This is a genomic window from Bacteroides sp. RCH18 (genome assembly GCF_058231005.1).
Window position 1 is genome coordinate 302,728 of the sequence record NZ_JBIPTC010000002.1, and the last position, 18,900, is coordinate 321,627.

The following is an 18,900-nucleotide window of genomic DNA, read 5'->3' on the forward strand; positions in this document are numbered from 1 at the left end:
GCATATTTCTGCACTTTTGTTGTGCAGAGAATTATCAAGGATTGCTCAATAGTAATTTAGCATCACTTTTGCTCTCATGCTCTAACAAACTGTCTGTATCCCTTTATTCATCGTGGTTTTCGGTGTGGTAGCAACTGTGGTAGCAGGTATGAGAGCAAATGCTTGCTCTCACTTTTCCAAACCCAATCTCTAACCCCTTGTAGTATCTTCATTTTATTCCTGTAGTTCCAATGTCAGTTTCAACCTTTGAAACTATTAGTTTCAAGGCATGAAACCTTTTGTTCCAAGGCATGAAACTATTAGTTTCAAGCGTTTGAAACTTTCTGAAACACCTGTCGATTGGATTCACTTGACCGTATGTTTGGATTGATTCGACCATGTTAGTTGTTTCAATTGACCAGTTCTTTTAGGAAGCATTGAATCATTTATTGGCTAATAATGTATGGGGTATCAGCCATTAATAGCTGATTTCTCAGTTATTAATGACTGGGAGATCAAACGTTAATAGCTGAGATGTCAGATATTAACATCTTGTGAGTCAAGAGATTGTAATGTGGAAACGATACTAGTCAGGACGAAACAGAGTGAGAGCAACCGTTTGCTCTCATACCTGCCACCACAGTTGCTACCACACCGAAAACCGCGATGAATAAAGGGATACAGACTGTTTGTTAGGGCATGAGAGCAAAACTGCTGTCAAATTACTATGGAGGCTATTGTGGGAATTCTGATTAATAAATCTACAGATATTCCTTACTTATATTTGAAAAATAGTATCTTTGCAGTGACTATCATTTTTTCTAGAAGCGGTGTACCTGCTTTTGACAAGTTGTAGGCATTTTCTATGCTTACAATTTCCTCATAGGCGGTTTCGTACCCCCGTGAAGAGTATGTAATGTGCCTTCAGCTTCTAGAAAGTGATAGTCAACGGGAAAGGCGAAACCGTTCTTTTTTTGCCCTTTTATTAATACTACTATTTTATGGAAGCAGAAAACGCATTGACTATCGCGAAAGAAAATTCCAAAGAAAACTTTTTTGAAGAAGAAGCCCGTCTATGGGCAGAGGTGTATGGCATGCAATCCGATAAGCCGGACCTTGAGTATCTTCAACGTATGCTGGAGAATATGAACCATTTGTTGCTTAGCTTAGAACTTCCGTGGGAACGCTTTATTCCTATCTTGTACCGAAGTTTTGCCCTTTATATGCGTCGTCCGGACGAAAATACAAATAATCGGAAAGCCTACCAACTGTCTGCCCAACTTATGGACTCTGTCGTTTACTTGTCACAGAATACTAACTTGATTCATCACATACACCTTTTCTGTAATATGCAGATTGCCGCTCTTGAAAAGCTAAAGAATGAAAAAGTAGAAATTGAGCAAACTGAAGATTAAACAAACAGAAAGTCAACCAATCTAAAGGTTACTTCGTTTTTAAAGAATCATACAGAGATTGAAAAAGCCGGTCACGATCTCCCATCGTACCCGGCTTTAATCTTATATGTTTAACCTAAAACCTATGAAACTTTTCTTTTATTAATCACACGCATTGCTGCAGTATAATATTCGCATGGAACAGAAATGAGTATACTGTTCAATCCATTGTCTTTCATTGATGCCTCGATATACGCTGCTTTCAATAAACTCTTCACGCTGGCTACTTCCCAGGGACTACCAGCAAAAACATTGACCTGAGAAACCTTTCTACTTGTAATCATATTCTTTTTGTGTTTTAATTGTTATGGCTGCAAATATAGGAAGTTGGATTTATAGATTTGAGCAATTTTGAGTCATAATAGTATAGAAATGATGCAATGATCTGATTTTAGCATAAATTGGTCAGTTTTTAGCATTGGAAAAAAGGGGAGAGAAAGGCGTGAAAGTTATATGCCAGTCGTCAGCCTTCTGATGATTTACCGGCTTATGTTCCATTTTCTCTTCAAAAAGTTCTTTTATTCAATTAAAAATATATTTCTTTGCAATCATTAAAGACCTTTGGATATACTTAAACTATACGCATAAGCGCCATTAATATAGATCGAAATGACTGCAATCAATTTTAATTCGATATATACTACCTATTATAGGAGAGCATTCCTGTTTACCTTATCATACGTCCATAATGATTTGGTAGCTGAAGATATTGTATCGGAAGCAATCATTTATTTGTGGGAATTGAGTAAAAAACAGGAAATCCCGAGTATCGAAGCTGTATTAATCACTTATATACGTAGCAAGTCACTCAATTACCTGAAACATTTGCAGGTTCAGGAGAACGTCTACCAAAACCTGACAGATAAGGGACAACGGGAATTGGAAATCCGTATTTCAACCTTGGAAGCCTGTGATCCGAAGGAAGTTATGTCCGAAGAATTACGTTCAAAGGTGAAAACATTGTTGGCTGGTATGCCGGAAAAGACGCGCATTGCATTTATATCCGATCGTCTGGATGGAAAATCTCATAAAGAAATAGCTGAAGAATTGGGTATCAGTGTCAAAGGAGTAGAGTATCATATAAGCAAAGCTGTGAAGCTGCTGCGTGATAATCTGAAAGAATATGCTCCTTTCCTGATATTTTTCATTTGATGATCTTGAAAATATCTTTTTCTCCTCTTTTTTTAATAACAGCAAAAAAAAGTTGTATTTCTCACTAGGGATTATTTTTAGTGAGTGGTATTCTATATGAAAGGGGGAGCAAATATACTCCTGTTTATTACTTATAAAGTAACTCAACTTATATATGAATCAGAATTTACTTTTAAAATATATATCCGGAAAAGCCTCTCAAAGAGAGAAAGAAGAAGTTGCAGCATGGATTGATGCCGATGCCGCTAATCTCAAAGAATTTATGTCACTCCGTAAAAGTTATGATGCACTTGTTTGGCAGGATGCGGATGAGTTGAAAACGGGGCGTGACAAGCTGCTTTCACTACGCACTTTTACGATGAAGGCGATGCGGATTGCGGCTATATTTGTTTTGGCTTTCGGATTAAGTTATGTGCTGATACAAGCCCTGCAAAAAGAAAATGTGGAAATGCAGACCGTATATGTGCCTGCCGGACAACGTACACAAGTGACGCTTGCTGACGGAACAATGGTATGGGTAAACGGAAAAAGTACGCTGACTTTTCCCAGTCAGTTCGCTTCCCGTACCCGTAAAGTGGAACTGGACGGGGAGGCCTATTTCGAAGTTCAGAAAGACTCGGAGAAACAGTTCATTGTTTCCACAGCCCATCAGTCTGCGATTAAAGTGTTGGGCACAAAGTTTAATGTAAAGGCATATAAGCATTCCGAAGAGATTACTACCACTCTAATAGAAGGGAAAGTTCATTTCGAATTTAATAATACCGCTCAGAAGCCTCAGTACATTACTATGGCACCCGGTCAGAAGCTGATCTATTATTCGCAGAGTGGAAAAACGGAGCTCTATACTACTTCCGGTGAAGGAGAACTGGCATGGAAGGATGGTATTATCGTCTTTAAGCAGACATCTTTGCAGGATGCTCTGGAGATTTTGGCAGACAGATATGATGTGGAATTTATCGTTCGACGCAATGTGCCCGATGATGACCTGTTCTCCGGGACATTCACGAGCAGGAGCCTGGAGCAGATACTGAATTATATAGAAGCTTCTTCGAAAATACGCTGGCGTTATCTGAACAGTGTACAAGGAAGTAAAGAGAAGATGAAGATAGAAATTTTTATTTAGTGTTATTAATAACCTTATTTCAAAAAAGCTTATTGCCATGAAAAACAAAGACCCTTGAAACTAAAAAAGATACGGGATGATATTGGTCGTATCTTCCCGTATTGAGCCCAGTAATCGTGAATCTACTTGTTTCCCGACAAGTATAACTACTAGTTTTTTAATTAAACTCGTTACAAATTTATGCAAAATTATTGTATCGTCCAATTTCTTGGAGGATTAAACCTTCTTAGGCGGTCTTCAAGGAAAATATCACTATCTATGAAGTTACTATTTATACTCATTGTCTGCTCATTCGGACTGGCATATGCGTCCGATGGATATGCGCAAAAGACTTCCATCACATTGAAGGCAAACGATTGTACCATAGAGGAAGTGCTTCACAAAATCGAACTTGAGTCCGGATTCGGCTTTTTTGTAAACAGTAAGAATCTCGATTTGAAACGCAAGGTGTCGGTGTCAGTGTCTAATAAGAATATATTCCAGGTTCTGGAGCAAGTCTTTAAAGGTGTGGGCATCGAATATAAAGTCTTGGATAATAAAATAGTACTGGCTGCAAAAGAAAAAGACGTTGCACAGCAGAGAAAAGAAAGACTTATTGCCGGCACGGTAAAAGATAAGAATGGAGAGCCGTTGATTGGTGTCTCTATCCGGGAGAAGAGTTCCGGTGAGGGAACCATCACCGATATGGATGGAAACTATAAGCTTTCCACTTCATCGGCGAATCCTGTTCTTGTATTTTCCTATGTAGGTTATCAGTCAAAAGAAGTACCCGTAAAAGGAAATGTTGCCAATGTGGTGCTGGAAGATGCGACGCAGGAACTGAATGAGGTGGTAGTGACGGCATTGGGTATCAAACGCTCGGAGAAGGCATTGTCATACAACGTGCAGCAGCTGAGCGGTGATGAACTGACTACTGTGAAAGATGCGAACTTCATCTCTTCTCTGAATGGTAAGGTGGCTGGTGTTAATATTAATTCGTCCAATACCACGGGAGGTGCTTCGCGTGTCGTGATGCGTGGTGTCAAATCTATCACTTCTTCCAATCTGGCGCTTTATGTGATCGACGGTGTACCGATGTATAACATGATGAATGGAGGTGGCGGTGGTATCTATGACCAGCAGGGTACGGATGGCGCTGCCGACATTAACCCGGAAGACATCGAATCTATCTCTATGCTGACCGGACCTTCTGCCGCAGCTCTGTATGGTAATGCTGCCGCTGCCGGTGTTGTGCTGATAACCACCAAGAAGGGGTCTGCGGACAAGACTTCTGTCACGGTCTCCAATAATACTACTTTCTCGAAGGTGTCAATGATGCCTGAGATGCAGAGCAAATATGGTAACCTGCCCAACAGCCTGGATAGCTGGGGACCGATTGTAAACAGTGACTACGATCCGCGTGACTTCTTCCAGACCGGAGCGAATGTCATTAACTCATTTGCTTTGTCAACCGGTAACAAGAAGAATCAGGCGTATTTGTCGGCTTCTACTACCAACACCACCAATATATTGCCCAACAGTGGATACAACCGCTATAACTTCACAGTCCGTAATACGACCAGTTTCCTGAAAGACAAGATGACACTCGATGCCGGTGCCAGTTATATTCTTCAGAATGACAAGAATATGATGTCGCAGGGTTATTACTATAATCCTCTGCCGGGACTTTACCGTTTCCCTCGTAGTGAGAATTTCGATGATGTACGTATGTTCGAACGTTATAATTCCGGTATGGACCTGATGGAGCAATACTGGCCTTATGGTGGTACTTCAAGCGGTCTTGCCAATCCCTACTGGATACAGAATCGTCAGTTGCGGGAGAATAAGAAGACCCGTTATATGATCAACGCTTCCCTCAAATATCAGTTGTTCGACTGGTTGGATGTAGTAGGACGTGTGAAAATAGATAATTATGATAATCGTAGTACTTATAAGGCATACGCTTCTACCGGCACACTGGTGTCAGGTGACCGTGGAACGTACAGTGACACCTCTACACAATCAAAGAACACGTATGCGGATGCGATTGCTACACTGAATAAGAGTTTTAACGACTGGTCGGTCAATGTCAACCTTGGTGTGTCACTGAGTGACAGCCGTTATGAAATGATCGGATATGAAGGCGGATTGAAACTTATCAATTTCTTTGCCGTCCACAATATCGATTTCAATAAAGCATGGAAAGCAAAACAGTCCGGCTGGCATGATCAGGCACGCGCTATCTTTGCCAATGCGGAAATTGGTTGGAAATCAATGATCTATCTGACTGCTACCGGACGTAACGACTGGGATTCAAGACTGGCTTTCTCCGATTACAAGTCTTTCTTCTACCCGTCAATAGGACTTTCCGCCATTCTGACGAGTATATTTAATGCTCCTGATTGGCTGACATACCTGAAAGTTCGCGGTTCGTACACTGAGGTAGGTAACTCTTACGGCCGCTTCATGACTACCGTTACTTACCCTTACGATGAACAGACACAGAGCTGGACCAGCACCTCTTCTTATCCGAACACGAAACTGAAACCGGAACGTACCAAGTCATGGGAAGTAGGTTTGGACGCACGTATCCTCAATGACATCAGTCTTAACTTGACTTATTATCGTTCCAATACTTATAATCAGACATTCTATGCGGACTTGTCGCTTTCTTCGGGATATTCTAATATTCCTATCCAAAGTGGAAACATCATGAACGAAGGTCTGGAAATGTCATTGGGTTATAACAAGCAGTGGAAAGATTTCTCTTTCAATACGAACTATACATTGACATGGAATAAGAACCGGGTAAAACGTTTGGCCGACGGTGTGTACAACTATGCCACCGGACAGCCTATCCAGATGCCGGAACTGTCTCCGCTTACTTATGGACATACGGATGCCCGCCTGATTTTGCGTGTCGGAGGATCAATGGGAGACGTATACGGACAACGCTTGCTCAAACGTGACTTGAATGGCTACATTCTTAATGAAGAAGGTGTCGGACTGGCTATGGAGAACAAAGAAACCTACTTAGGTTCTATTCTGCCTAAGATGAATATGGGGTGGAGTTTAGGATTCGGTTATAAGGGAGTTAATCTTGGCATGACTTTCACCGGACGTTTCGGAGGTATTGTTATCAGCGAGACACAGTCCGTACTTGACGCTGCCGGTGTTTCCAAAGTCAGCGCGGACGTACGTGACGCAGGAGGCGTGCAGATTAATCAGAGCAAAGTCTCTGCACAGACTTACTATCAGACCATTCAGGGAACTGCGGCTTACTACACGTATAGCGCTACCAATGTACGACTCGGCGAACTTTCACTTAGCTATACATTGCCTAAAAAATGGTTTGACAATAAGGTCGGAATGACTGTTGGGCTGGTAGGAAAGAATTTATGGATGATTTATTGCAAGGCTCCTTTCGATCCGGAACTGACCACTTCAGCTGCATCTAACTTCTATCAGGGATTTGATGCCTATATGCTTCCGAGTACAAGAAATTTCGGATTCAATGTTAAATTTCAGTTTTAAATAATAAATAGGTATGAACAAGATAATAAAATATATCGGAGCAAGCGCAGTCGTATGTATGATGGCGGGGTGTACTACTAATTTTGACGATTTTAATACCAACCCTTATCAGCCTTCAAAAGTACCGGCAAGTAACTTACTGTCTACGATGTTTAACGTGTATGCTTGTCCGCAACAGAATGCTTGTCAGGAGATTAACTGTATGTGGGCCAGCTTTAGTGGTCAAGTGACTGCGACAGCTAACTGGAGCTTTGGAAAGAATGTCTTTGCTTATTATAATGCGTCCGAAGGGCACAATGACAGCTCATGGGGAAGACTCTACGGCTATATCTATCCTTCTTTCTTTTTGGTCGAGAACTCTACGGAAAAGAAAGGTGTCATTTATGCCATGGCTCAGTTAACCCGTGTTTATGGTATGCAACTGCTCGCGTCTTTACAAGGTCCCATTCCTTACACACAGATGAAGGCCGGCGAAACGGAAGCCTCTTATGATAATGAGCAGACTGTATGGCATGCCATGTTTGACGATCTGGATAATGCGATCACCATTCTGAAGTCGGCGGCAACGTTCGGCGTAAATCAAGATTTGGCTGTGGTAGACCAGTTCTATAAAGGTGACTGCTCGAAGTGGCTGAAGTTTGCCAATACGCTGAAACTTCGGATGGCTATCCGCATCTCGGGAGTAGAACCGGAATATGCTCAGACCAAGGCTCAGGAAGCTGTACTTGGAGGTGTGATGGAAAGTGTGGGCGACAGTTCTTATGATACGACTAATGGCGGAATCAATGAAAACGGATATGCTATTGTCAGCGGATGGCCCGAAGTAAGAGCCAATGCCTGCCTCGTGTCGTACATGAACGGATATAACGATCCTCGCCGTCCTGCTTATTTTACTCCGCAGACTCAGACTGCTGCCGGTGGGTATGTAGGTGTCCGTTCGGGTTCGGCAGAAATACCTGAACCTACGGTATACGCCAACTATAGCAAACTCTTTATCGCTACCGACAAAACATTGCCACAACCGGTAATGTACGCTGCCGAAGCTGCTTTCCTGCGTGCGGAAGGAGCACTGAAAGGCTGGAATATGGGTGGAGATGCCAAGACTTTCTATGAAAAGGGAGTTCGATTGTCTTTTGAGGAATTTGGAGTATCGGGTGCCGATGATTATTTGGCTGACGCTACATCTGTACCGGGAAATTATGTGGATAATTTAATTGCCGGACATACCGGAAACAATTATACGAACCAGTCGTCCATTACGATCAAGTGGGAGGATGGAGCTGATGACGCGAAGAAACTGGAAAGGGTACTTACCCAGAAATGGATTGCCTGTTATCCCGACCCGATGAACGGATGGGCAGATTTCCGTCGCACGGGCTATCCCAGAATCTTCCCGGCAACTGAATCTATGAATGCCGATTGTAATACGGGGCGCGGACAACGCCGTCTTCGTTTTACACGAAGTGAATACAATAACAATAAGGCGAATGTGGAAGCGGCCGTCAGTATGCTTAGCAATGGAAAAGATTCTAATGGAACTGATCTTTGGTGGGCAATGAAAGAAAATGGTACTTATTAATAGCTTAAATTAGGAATGACAATATGAAGAAATTATTATATATCATATTTGGAGTAATGGGTGCACTGATGTTTATACAGTGCAGCGACTGGACTGAAATGGAACCGAAGTTCACCGAACCGGTGAATATCAATGGTGAAGACTATTATAAGGCACTGAGAGAATATAAGAAATCCAATCATCCGATAGTTTTTGGCTGGTACAGTGAATGGACCGGAACCGGAACGAATATGAACAACCAGTTGAGAGGTATCCCCGATTCAATGGATATCGTTTCTCTTTGGGATGGAGCTTTCAACCTGACCGAAGCACAAAAAAGTGATCTTAAGGAAGTGAGAGAGAAAAAAGGGCTCAGAGTGTTATATTGTCGGATTATCACGAATATAGGTGGAGGCCATACACCCGCAGAAGTAGAGAATGACTATATAGTGGATGGAGTGGAGTATAAATCTAAAGATGAGGCAATGGCTGCTTATTGGGGATGGTATGGCGATTATGGCGATACTTCTGCCGAAGGCATTGAAAAGGCTATTCGTAAGTATGCACGAGTGATTACTGATTCAATCAATAAATACGATTATGACGGATTTGATATTGACTTTGAACCGAATTATGGGAATAGTGGTAATTTGAGCAGTTATTCAGATCGTATGCATATCTTTCTGGATGAATTATCAAAGGAGCTGGGTCCGAAATCTGGAACAGGACGTATACTAATGGTAGATGGAGAACCTCAAACGCTAAAACCGGAATCGGGTCCCTTATTGGATTATTATGTTGTTCAGGCATATTATTGTACTGCTGACAAAGGATACAGTAACTCATTGGATGATCGCTTTGATAAACTCTTGAAAACATTTGGTTCAGAAGAAGATGAGGCGACAATACTGAGCAAAACAATCTGGTGTGAGGACTTTGAAAAGCATAAAGGCGACGGAGGACCGGAATTTACCACTCGGGACGGTGTAGTGACTTATTCATTGAAAGGAATGGCGATGTATTATCGTCCGGGAGTGAATGCACGTCTTGGCGGAGTGGGGGCTTACCGTTTCAATCTTTGCCGTCCGGTAAATGACTATTTCTTTATGCGTGAGGTTATTCAGGTTCTGAATCCCGCTAATCATTAATTGCAAGAACATAACTAAAAAGGATAATTATGAAGATGATTAAATTTTCAAGATATGTTGTGCTGGGGGCGGCTTTGGCTGTTGTCACCGGATGCAACGATGCAAAACTGTCAACCATCGATAATGGAGTATATATTGCGGAAGCGGCTCCTTCCAATACGTTTGGTCAGCAGATAGAGGCACAATTGGTGGACGAGGGAGATGTGATAAAGACATTGACTGTTCGTCTGGTCCGTGCTATTAATCAGGATGTGACTGTAACACTGGACATCGACCAGCAGCTCATTGATGAGTATAACCAACAGCATGAAGCAACTTATGAACTTCTGCCGGAAGAGTTTAGAAGTTTTGATCGCACAGTTACAATCCCCGCAGGCGAAGTGTCTGCACCAGTCATTAATCTTACTATAAAGCCGTTTACCACCCCCAATAACGAGGCTTATGCGATTCCGGTACGGATCACTTCCGTAACCGGACCGATAGGACTTGTTGGTAACGCAAACCATATTCTTTATCTGCTTACTTCTCCTAATAAGCAGAAAGCGGTGGTTTTAAAATCAGCAAATAAAACCAGTCTGAACTTTAAAAACGAAATTCCTGTCACTCAGTGGACTATAGAGTACTGGATCAAGTTCGACAATACAACGGGCAAACCGACCGGAGATTGGGTTGGTCCTGCCAATATCGCTTTCAGACGAAATATTTTCGCAGACAATTCGGCTCCTATCTCTTTCAATGGCATCTTACTGCGTTATTGGGCGGATGGAGCAAAGAAGATTGCGCCTTGTTTGCAGTGCCAGTTGGATGGTAACTATTTTGATAGTGAAGAATTTTGGTATCCGGATACATGGTATCATATTGCTTACACTTATGACGGATCTACTATCTCCCTCTATAAAGATGGTACATTGAATAATAGTAAAGCAGATTCAAGAGACTTCACATTCAATAATATCACTTTGGCGCAGAGTTTTGGCTGGAGAATGCAGGTGGAACTTGCCCAGATTCGTCTTTGGAGCAAATGTCTGACAGAGAACGCCATTCAGGAAGGAATGTCACGCCAGATATCCGGAGAGTCGGATGGTTTGATTGGGTATTGGAAGTGTGATGAAGGAGAAGGAAATGTATTGAAGGATAATAGTCCGAACGGTAATGATATAACGCTTGCCGGAACTCCTGCATGGAGTGAACAATACAATTTCTATCATCCTAATGATTAAGCGGATGGTCGGAGCTTTATTAATTGATTAGAGAATCCGATACTTACAGATAGTGAAAAGAAAAGCCGGCTGCAAAGGATTACAGCCGGCTTTTTGATAAATGGGTTTTATGCCTTATTTCTCATCATTCTCGCGAATCTCCACGCGACGAATCTTGCCGCTGATAGTCTTGGGCAGTTCGTCAACGAACTCGATCACACGCGGATATTTATAAGGAGCAGTCACCTTCTTGACGTGGTTCTGCAATTCCTTGATCAGTTCTTCTCCGGCACGTGCTTTATAGTCTTTGGACAATACGATAGTTGCTTTTACTACCTGTCCGCGAATCTCATCGGGTACTCCGGTGATGGCACATTCTATGACGGCAGGGTGCGTCATCAAAGCGCTTTCCACTTCGAACGGGCCGATACGGTAACCGGAACTCTTGATTACGTCGTCTGCACGTCCTACAAACCAAAGGTATCCGTCTTCGTCTTTCCACGCCACATCACCTGTGTAGTAAATGCCGTCGTGCCAAGCCTCGTGTGTACGTTCCGCATCCCGATAGTACTCTTTGAAAAGTCCGAGAGGTTTGCCTTTGCTGGTACGGATCACAATTTGTCCTTGCTCTCCGGCTTCCACGGAGCGACCTTCACTGTCGATCAGGTCTACGTCATACTGCGGATTGGGCAGTCCCATGCTTCCCGGTTTCGGTTCCATCCAAGGCATGGTGGCAACTGTCAGTGTCGTCTCCGTCTGTCCGAAACCTTCCATCAGCTTGATGCCTGTCAGTTTCTTGAACGTTTCGAATACGGCAGGGTTCAGCGCTTCTCCGGCAATGGTACAGTACCGCAGTGAAGACAAGTCATATTTAGTCAGGTCTTCATGAATCAGAAAGCGGAAGATGGTTGGAGGTGCGCAAAGGGAAGTCACCTGATACTCCTGTATCTTTTCCAGGATAGCTGCGGGCGTGAACTTTTCGTGGTCATAGACGAAGATGTTGGCTCCGGCAATCCATTGTCCGTAGAGTTTTCCCCATACGGCTTTTCCCCAGCCGGTATCGGCGATGGTGAGGTGGAGGCTGTTCTCGTCCAGATTGTGCCAGAAGCTACCTGTAACGATATGGCCTAACGGATACGTAAAGTCATGTGCTACCATTTTAGGCTCGCCGGTAGTGCCGGAAGTGAAGTACATCAGTGAGATGTCGTCATTCGTATTGGCATGTCTCGGACGGATGAAAGGGGCAGCGTTATCGATTCCCTGATGGAAATCTTCGAATCCTTCCGGAACTTCCGGACCTACACTGACCAGCTTTTCCACGCTCGGACACTCAGGAAGAGCATCTTTGATGTGTTGCAGTATGATTCCCTCGCCGGCAGCCACAATCATTTTGATGTCGGCAGCGTTGCAGCGATAGATGATATCTTTCTTTGTCAGCAGGTGAGTGGCGGGGATCACCGTTGCTCCCAGCTTATGCAGGGCGATGGTGCTGTACCAGAACTCATAGCGGCGCTTCAGAATCAGCATCACCATGTCTCCGCGACCGATGCCGAGGCTCTGGAAGTAAGAGGCCGTCATGTCCGTATAGCGTTTCATATCGGCAAAGGAGAACTGACGGCTTTCGCCCTGGTCATTGGTCCAGAGCAGAGCGTTCTTGTCGGGTTGTTCGGCAGCCCAGGCGTCTACTACATCGTAGCCGAAGTTGAAATTCTCCGGTACGTTTATTTTCAGGTTCTTGATGAAATCCTCTTGTGAGGCAAAGCTAGTCTGTGCTAAAAATCTTTCTACCATAACGTTATTACATAATTACGGCCAGAAAACGTACCGTTTTGCCATCGAGCGCTTTCATGCCATGTGGAAGTTTTGAATTAAAATAAATACTGTCTCCTTGGTTCAGGATGATTTCCTTGCCCTCGATGTTGATAAGCATACGGCCTTCAACCACCAGGTTGAATTCCTGTCCGTTGTGGTGGTTATAATGGATCGGCTCATCGTCTCCCTTCGGTTCGACTGTGACGATGAAAGGATCGGCGGTGCGGTTCATGAAGCCCGACGCCAGTGACTGGTATTTGTAAGCTCTGGTACGTTCGATGCTGACTCCTTTGCCGGCACGGGTCACGAAGTAGCTGCTCATTTTCGGCTCTTCGCCAAACATCAAAGCATCCAGTGCGATATTGTAGGTACGGGCTATCTTTTGTAGCATACTAACGGAAATGTCGTATTGTCCTGTCTCTGCGAGCCGGTATTCTTCGGCTGATATGTCGCAGTCGCGGGCGATATCTTCAGACGTTAGTTCCAGTACGTCACGTAATCCGCGAAGGCGTTCTGCGATCTGTTTAATTTGGTCATTCATACAAGTGGTTGTTTTTTGATTATTAATAATTTTGCGGTATTATTTGGATGCTTTCATCGCTTTGATGACGGCAGAGGTAAATCCGTTGTGTTCCAGTTCGTTGATTCCCTTGATCGTAATTCCGCCCGGAGTAGTCACTTTGTCGATTTCCACGCTGGGGTGGGTGTCATTGTTCAGAATTAATGCGGCGGCTCCCTTGACGGACTGGGCCACCATTTCCATCGCATCTTTGGGACGGATGCCCATTTCGATGCCGGCCTGCATGGCTGCCTGGATGTATTTCAATACGTAAGCGATGCCGCAGGAAGTCAGTGCCGTGGTGGCGGCTATCTTATCTTCGGGGATGAGCATGGCCATTCCCATTTCGTTGAACAGGCGGAGCATAAACTGGTTCTGTTCATCGTTCGTGTTGCGTGCCGCGATAAGCGTCATACTTTCCAGTTCGCTGATGGCGGTGTTCGGAATCAGGCGGAACATCGGCATCTCCGGTGCTATCACAAAGTGTGCGAGTTCTTCAAAACTGATACCAGCCGCTACGGATACGAGCGTCTGTTTGCTCTTCAGCTTCAGCTCGCGCATGACGGACTCCACAAACCAGGGCTTCACGGCGAGAATGACAACATCTGCTCCCGTTGCCGCTTCCGTATTGCTCAGAGTGGTGGAAATGCCCGGAAATTCTTCTTTCAGTTTCTCCAGTTTGCCTGCGCTGGGGTTGGATACAATGATATCTGAGTCTGCTATCAGACTTCCTTTTGCCAGGCCGCGGGCTATAGAACCACCCATGTTTCCTGCACCGATAATAGCTATTTTCATATGCGCTTCTTTTTTAATGTATTCTTACAGACAAAGGTAACGGTAAATTGCGAAAAAACAAAAAGCAGCCTGAATAAGAACTGTTTTTCTGTTCGAGGCTGCTTTTTTGTTCGCTGTTTATTAATCAAATATCAGTTAGAGTACTCTTTTGAAACGGGCAAGGAACTCGTCCGCTTCCTCCATGCTGAGGCAGAGAGGGGGCAATAAGCGGAGTACATTCGTCCCGCTGGCTCCCGTAAATACGTGTTCGTCGTAGATGAGGCGGCTGCGCAATTCCTTGATCGGTTCTTCAAATTCGAGTCCGATCATCAGTCCGCGTCCGCGCACTTCTTTGATTTGCGGGAATTTCTTGAGTTCTTCCAGCAGGTAGTCGCCGACTGCTTTTGCATTTTCTACCAGATTGTCCTGTTCGATGACGTCCATTACGGCAAGGGCTGCCGAGCAGGCCAGGTGATTTCCGCCGAATGTAGTTCCCAGTTGTCCGTAGACGGGCTTGAACATCGGGCTGATCAGTACACCTGCCATCGGGAATCCGTTTCCGATGCCTTTGGCTACGGTGATGATGTCCGGCTGGATATGGTTGTATTGATGGGCAAAGAATTTTCCGCTACGGCCGTATCCACTCTGGATTTCGTCCAGAATCAGAATCGTTCCGGTTTCGGTACAAACCTTGCGAAGTTCCTGCATAAATTCAGTAGTCGGTATTTTGATACCGCCCACTCCTTGTATTCCTTCGATGATAACAGCGCATACGTCACCTTTCGCCAGTTCCTGCTTCATCGCTTCGATGTCATTCAGAGGGAGATAGGTCACATGACCGTTGTTGTTGATCGGAGCAATGATGGTGGGGTTGTTCGTAGCCTCCACTGCAAGGGATGTACGTCCGTGGAAGGCTTTGCTGAAAGAAATGACTTTGGTGCGTCCGTTATAGAAAGAAGCCAGCTTCAGTGCGTTTTCATTGGCTTCGGCTCCGCTGTTGATCAGAAACAGCGAGTAGTCTTCATAACCGGAAATCTTTCCCAATCGTTCGGCTACTTGTTGCTGCAGCTTATTGATCACCGAGTTTGAATAGAAACCAAGGGTTGCTACCTGATTGCTGATCATCTCCACATAGTGGGGATGCGCGTGTCCGATGGAGATGACGGCATGGCCTCCGTAGAGGTCCAGATATTCCGTACCGTTTTCATCCCATACCTTACAGCCTTGTCCTTTGACTATATTGATGTCATATAAAGGATATACGTCGAATAATTTCATAATTCTTCTGTTTTTAGAAAGCGGAAGGTTTCAGCCGTAATCCTACGGTTTCTTCCAGGTTGAACATCAGGTTCATGTTATGAACTGCTTGTCCGCTGGCACCCTTCAGCAAGTTGTCGATACAGGAGATAATCAGTAATTTGTCACCATGTTTCTCCAGATGTATCAGACATTTATTGGTATTTACGACTTGTTTCAAGTCTATATTCTTATCTACAATATGCACGAAGGAGTCTTTTGCATAATATTCCTCATACATGCGAACGATTTCTTCGAGTGCAACTTTCGTTTTTACGACAAGAGTGGCAAAGATGCCGCGCGGGAAATCTCCCCGATAAGGAATAAAGTCGATCTCTGAATCGAAGCTGTTCTGCAACTGCTTCAGTGATTGCTTGATTTCCGGCACGTGCTGATGATCGAAGGCCTTGTATATACTGATGTTATTGTTACGCCAACTGAAATGACTGGTAGCACCGGGCTTCACGCCGGCACCGGTACTTCCGGTGATGGCATTGACCGAAACATCGCCTGTCAACATCAGATTCTTGGCTAGCGGAAGCAAACCTAACTGGATGCAGGTAGCAAAACAACCGGGGTTGGCTACGTGCTTCGCCGTACAGGTAGCACGACGGTTCAGTTCCGGCAGACCGTAGATGAAGTCATGATCGTCACTCTTGATGCGATAATCCATCGAGAGGTCGATGATTTTCAAATCTTCCGGCACGTTGTGGCTTTCCATGAATTTCTTCGTGTCACCGTGGGCGGTACAGAAGAATAGTACATCTATTGCGTCCAGAGGTAACTGGTCGGTAAATCTCAGGTCGGTTTCTCCGTATAGTCCTTCGTGTACGTCGGTGATTCGGTTTCCGGCATTACTGCTGCTGTTGATGAATACGATTTCAGTTTCCGGATGGTTGAGCAGCAGACGGATTAATTCGCCTGCTGTATATCCTGCGCCACCAATGATTCCTGCTTTAATCATATCTCTTCGTCTTTATGGTTATTGTAGTAAACACGCAGCGGAGTAGAAGTTACCTTAATAAAGCCCTTAGCATCTTCGGCTGTCCAGCCTTTCTGCATTTCACCATATTCGCCGAACTTCGTTTTCACGAGGTCGTCTTCCGATTCTACACCGACGGTAGAGAAAGAAAGCGGGCGGAGCTCGAGGATTGCCGTACCGTTAACGTTACGCTGGCTTTCCTGAAGCATGGCTTCGATGTCACGCATCACCGGTTCGAGATACTGGCTTTCGTGGAGGAACATTCCGTACCAGTTGGCCACCTGATCTTTCCAGTATTGCTGCCATTTGCTCAATGTGTATTTTTCGAGGAAGCGGTGAGCACCGATAATCAACATCGGAGCGGCAGCCTCGAAACCCACACGGCCTTTGATGCCGATGATGGTATCGCCCACGTGCATATCACGTCCGATACCGTATGCGGCACCGATCTCTTCTACCTTTTGGATAGCTTGGATCGGATCATCGAATGTTTCGTCATTGACAGCTTTCAGTTCTCCCTTTTCGAAAGTGAGACGGAGTTGTTCGCTGCCTTCTTTTTCCACATGTTTCAGGTAGGCTGTTTCCGGTAATCCCTGTGCGGAGTCGAGGATTTCGCCACCACAGATGGATGTACCCCACAAACCTACGTTATAAGAGTATTTCAGCTTGGTAAAGTCTGCACTGAAACCATGTTTGTTCAGATAGTCGATTTCTTCCTGACGGCTTAATGCCATATCACGGGTCAGCGTGATGATTTCTACATTCGGAGCCAGTACAAGGAAAGTCATGTCAAAACGAATCTGGTCGTTACCTGCTCCGGTAGAACCGTGGGCAATGGCATCCGCACCGATTTCGTTGGCATAACGTGCGATGGCCAATGCCTGGAAGATACGTTCCGAGCTGACAGAGATCGGGTAAGTACCATTACGCAGCACATTTCCGAAAACCATATATTTCAGACTCTTTTCGTAGTATTCCTGAGTAACGTCCAATGTTACATATTTCACTGCTCCCAGTTTGTAGGCGTTTTCTTCGTTTGTCTTCAGCTGTTCTTCGCTGAAACCGCCTGTATTGGCACAAGCTGCATATACTTCGTAACCTTTTTCTTTAGCGAGGTACATGACGGTGAACGATGTGTCCAGTCCGCCGCTGAATGCCACCACTACTTTTTTCTTCTTTTCTTCCATAGTGCTGTATATATTAAATGTTATTTCTTTCTTGTTCTTTTTTTATGTTCCGTGGGTCTGTCGGATCGTACAGCATGGCTGTGCAGATGCAGAACTTACGGTTTTTAGCTACCAGTATATCGTGGTTGGTGCAGCCTTCGCATCCTTTCCAGAAAGCCTCGTCGTCTGTCAGTTCATTGAAAGTGACGGGGACATATCCTAGTTCGGTGTTCATTTTCATCACTGCGGCTCCGGATGTCAGACTGAAAATCTTAGCTTTCGGCCATCGGAGACGTGCCAGTTGGAAAGATGCTTGTTTGATGCGCTTTGCCAATCCTAATCCGCGAAAATCGGGATGTACAATCAGACCGGAGGTTGCTACGTATTGCTTGTTTCCCCATGATTCGATATAGGTGAAACCTGCGAATGTGTCGCCACAGAGCGCGATTATTGCTTTGCCCTCTTTCATTTTAGTCGCTACGTATTCGTGTGTGCGCTCTGCGATTCCGGTTCCTCGTACGGCAGCAGCATTTCTGATAGTTTCCAAAATAGTGTCAACGTAAACCTCATGTGAGGCGTCGGCTACCATAACATCTATTTGTTGAGTGTCCATTTCTTTATATATAATATAGGTATAGTTATTCGATATTCGGAATGATGAGCGACAAAAGCTGACGTACTTTGCTTGTGGCTACTCCTTCACGCAGAACCAGCATGATGGTATCGTCGCCGGCAATGGTTCCCAGAATCTCGCTGAACTCATTGTTGTCGATATCATAAGCCATGCTGCTGGCGTAACCGGGACGGGTACGGATAACAGCTATATTGCCGGAAAACTGTAGGGAGATAAATCCATTGTTGCGCAACATCTCACCGGCACTCTGGTCAGTGGAACGTTTATACATGATGTTATTCGGCAATACATATACATACTTACCGTTCATACTTGCAGCTTTGGCTACTTTCAGTTGTTTTAAGTCGCGGGAGAGGGTGGCTTGTGTCAGTTCGAAGCCTTCACGGTTCAGCTCTTGCAGCAGTTCTTCCTGCGAGCCTACCTCCTTGCTTGAGATAATCATTTTGATGGCGTCTAACCGATTTGCTTTCTTCTTCATTGTATAATTATTCTAAGAATGGCGCAAAATTATGCATTATTTCGGAGAAAACATGCATAAATCATGCTTTTTT

16 protein-coding genes are annotated in these 18,900 nt (G+C 44.5%); 7 read left to right on the forward strand and 9 right to left on the reverse strand.

The genetic code is table 11. The features are described from left to right. The first annotated feature begins 980 nt into the window (after positions 1 to 980). Positions 981 to 1,394, forward strand: coding sequence for a hypothetical protein (locus ACHLI0_RS16425; RefSeq protein WP_490749702.1), 414 nt, complete (start codon positions 981 to 983; stop codon positions 1,392 to 1,394). 122 nt (positions 1,395 to 1,516) lie between these two features. Here ACHLI0_RS16425 and ACHLI0_RS16430 read toward each other — a convergent pair whose 3' ends face one another. After that, the gene (locus ACHLI0_RS16430) at positions 1,517 to 1,717 is read right to left on the reverse strand and encodes a DUF2007-related protein (RefSeq protein WP_008762685.1); all 201 of its coding nucleotides are present in this window, start codon (positions 1,715 to 1,717) and stop codon (positions 1,517 to 1,519) included. Between the two features lie 325 nt (positions 1,718 to 2,042). On the opposite strand from ACHLI0_RS16430, the gene ACHLI0_RS16435 reads away from it, so the two are divergent. From ACHLI0_RS16435 to ACHLI0_RS16460, 6 genes are all read left to right on the forward strand, one after another. After that, the gene (locus ACHLI0_RS16435; protein WP_008762686.1) at positions 2,043 to 2,585 is read left to right on the forward strand and encodes an RNA polymerase sigma-70 factor; all 543 of its coding nucleotides are present in this window, start codon (positions 2,043 to 2,045) and stop codon (positions 2,583 to 2,585) included. A gap of 154 nt (positions 2,586 to 2,739) precedes the next feature. Continuing rightward, complete coding sequence (locus ACHLI0_RS16440; protein WP_490749703.1) at positions 2,740 to 3,708, forward strand: FecR family protein; 969 nt, start codon at positions 2,740 to 2,742, stop codon at positions 3,706 to 3,708. A 258-nt stretch (positions 3,709 to 3,966) separates the two neighbouring features. Beyond that, a complete protein-coding gene (locus ACHLI0_RS16445) occupies positions 3,967 to 7,221 on the forward strand; it encodes a SusC/RagA family TonB-linked outer membrane protein (protein ID WP_490749704.1) in 3,255 nt (1,084 codons plus the stop codon). Between the two features lie 13 nt (positions 7,222 to 7,234). Further along, positions 7,235 to 8,800, forward strand: coding sequence for a SusD/RagB family nutrient-binding outer membrane lipoprotein (locus ACHLI0_RS16450; protein WP_490749705.1), 1,566 nt, complete (start codon positions 7,235 to 7,237; stop codon positions 8,798 to 8,800). 23 nt (positions 8,801 to 8,823) lie between these two features. Next, entirely contained in the window at positions 8,824 to 9,927 is a 1,104-nt protein-coding gene (locus ACHLI0_RS16455; protein WP_055220380.1) for a glycoside hydrolase family 18, read from the forward strand. A gap of 29 nt (positions 9,928 to 9,956) precedes the next feature. Next, positions 9,957 to 11,147 (forward strand): BT_3987 domain-containing protein, encoded by a 1,191-nt coding sequence (locus ACHLI0_RS16460; RefSeq protein WP_048698560.1) that lies wholly within the window; start codon positions 9,957 to 9,959, stop codon positions 11,145 to 11,147. Between the two features lie 114 nt (positions 11,148 to 11,261). Here ACHLI0_RS16460 and ACHLI0_RS16465 read toward each other — a convergent pair whose 3' ends face one another. From ACHLI0_RS16465 to ACHLI0_RS16500, 8 genes are all read right to left on the reverse strand, one after another. After that, positions 11,262 to 12,917, reverse strand: coding sequence for an AMP-binding protein (locus ACHLI0_RS16465; RefSeq protein WP_008762692.1), 1,656 nt, complete (start codon positions 12,915 to 12,917; stop codon positions 11,262 to 11,264). A gap of 7 nt (positions 12,918 to 12,924) precedes the next feature. Continuing rightward, positions 12,925 to 13,479 carry a helix-turn-helix domain-containing protein gene (locus tag ACHLI0_RS16470; RefSeq protein WP_054959341.1) on the reverse strand — a complete coding sequence of 185 codons (555 nt, stop codon included), beginning with the start codon at positions 13,477 to 13,479 and terminating at the stop codon, positions 12,925 to 12,927. A 39-nt stretch (positions 13,480 to 13,518) separates the two neighbouring features. Then, positions 13,519 to 14,292 (reverse strand): pyrroline-5-carboxylate reductase, encoded by a 774-nt coding sequence (gene proC, locus ACHLI0_RS16475; RefSeq protein ID WP_016269833.1) that lies wholly within the window; start codon positions 14,290 to 14,292, stop codon positions 13,519 to 13,521. Between the two features lie 135 nt (positions 14,293 to 14,427). Further along, entirely contained in the window at positions 14,428 to 15,549 is a 1,122-nt protein-coding gene (locus tag ACHLI0_RS16480) for an aspartate aminotransferase family protein (protein ID WP_008762695.1), read from the reverse strand. Between the two features lie 13 nt (positions 15,550 to 15,562). Next, on the reverse strand, positions 15,563 to 16,531 hold the full coding sequence (argC, locus tag ACHLI0_RS16485) for an N-acetyl-gamma-glutamyl-phosphate reductase (RefSeq protein WP_008762696.1): 969 nt from the start codon (positions 16,529 to 16,531) through the stop codon (positions 15,563 to 15,565). Continuing rightward, a complete protein-coding gene (locus ACHLI0_RS16490; protein WP_008762697.1) occupies positions 16,528 to 17,736 on the reverse strand; it encodes an argininosuccinate synthase in 1,209 nt (402 codons plus the stop codon). Before ACHLI0_RS16490 ends, argC begins: the two co-directional genes overlap by 4 nt. Before the next feature lie 13 nt (positions 17,737 to 17,749). Beyond that, positions 17,750 to 18,328 carry a GNAT family N-acetyltransferase gene (locus tag ACHLI0_RS16495; RefSeq protein WP_008762698.1) on the reverse strand — a complete coding sequence of 193 codons (579 nt, stop codon included), beginning with the start codon at positions 18,326 to 18,328 and terminating at the stop codon, positions 17,750 to 17,752. Positions 18,329 to 18,353: 25 nt separating this feature from the next. Further along, positions 18,354 to 18,827 carry an arginine repressor gene (locus ACHLI0_RS16500; protein WP_008762699.1) on the reverse strand — a complete coding sequence of 158 codons (474 nt, stop codon included), beginning with the start codon at positions 18,825 to 18,827 and terminating at the stop codon, positions 18,354 to 18,356. Positions 18,828 to 18,900 lie beyond the last annotated feature (73 nt).

Excerpts from the sequence above, each read along its gene's own strand:
- ACHLI0_RS16425 (WP_490749702.1), top strand. The coding sequence starts at position 981 with ATGGAAGCAGAAAACGCATTGACTATCGCGAAAGAAAATTCCAAAGAA.
- ACHLI0_RS16430 (WP_008762685.1), bottom strand. The coding sequence starts at position 1,717 with ATGATTACAAGTAGAAAGGTTTCTCAGGTCAATGTTTTTGCTGGTAGT.
- ACHLI0_RS16435 (WP_008762686.1), top strand. The coding sequence starts at position 2,043 with ATGACTGCAATCAATTTTAATTCGATATATACTACCTATTATAGGAGA.
- ACHLI0_RS16440 (WP_490749703.1), top strand. The coding sequence starts at position 2,740 with ATGAATCAGAATTTACTTTTAAAATATATATCCGGAAAAGCCTCTCAA.
- ACHLI0_RS16445 (WP_490749704.1), top strand. The coding sequence starts at position 3,967 with ATGAAGTTACTATTTATACTCATTGTCTGCTCATTCGGACTGGCATAT.
- ACHLI0_RS16450 (WP_490749705.1), top strand. The coding sequence starts at position 7,235 with ATGAACAAGATAATAAAATATATCGGAGCAAGCGCAGTCGTATGTATG.
- ACHLI0_RS16455 (WP_055220380.1), top strand. The coding sequence starts at position 8,824 with ATGAAGAAATTATTATATATCATATTTGGAGTAATGGGTGCACTGATG.
- ACHLI0_RS16460 (WP_048698560.1), top strand. The coding sequence starts at position 9,957 with ATGAAGATGATTAAATTTTCAAGATATGTTGTGCTGGGGGCGGCTTTG.
- ACHLI0_RS16465 (WP_008762692.1), bottom strand. The coding sequence starts at position 12,917 with ATGGTAGAAAGATTTTTAGCACAGACTAGCTTTGCCTCACAAGAGGAT.
- ACHLI0_RS16470 (WP_054959341.1), bottom strand. The coding sequence starts at position 13,479 with ATGAATGACCAAATTAAACAGATCGCAGAACGCCTTCGCGGATTACGT.
- proC (WP_016269833.1), bottom strand. The coding sequence starts at position 14,292 with ATGAAAATAGCTATTATCGGTGCAGGAAACATGGGTGGTTCTATAGCC.
- ACHLI0_RS16480 (WP_008762695.1), bottom strand. The coding sequence starts at position 15,549 with ATGAAATTATTCGACGTATATCCTTTATATGACATCAATATAGTCAAA.
- argC (WP_008762696.1), bottom strand. The coding sequence starts at position 16,531 with ATGATTAAAGCAGGAATCATTGGTGGCGCAGGATATACAGCAGGCGAA.
- ACHLI0_RS16490 (WP_008762697.1), bottom strand. The coding sequence starts at position 17,736 with ATGGAAGAAAAGAAGAAAAAAGTAGTGGTGGCATTCAGCGGCGGACTG.
- ACHLI0_RS16495 (WP_008762698.1), bottom strand. The coding sequence starts at position 18,328 with ATGGACACTCAACAAATAGATGTTATGGTAGCCGACGCCTCACATGAG.
- ACHLI0_RS16500 (WP_008762699.1), bottom strand. The coding sequence starts at position 18,827 with ATGAAGAAGAAAGCAAATCGGTTAGACGCCATCAAAATGATTATCTCA.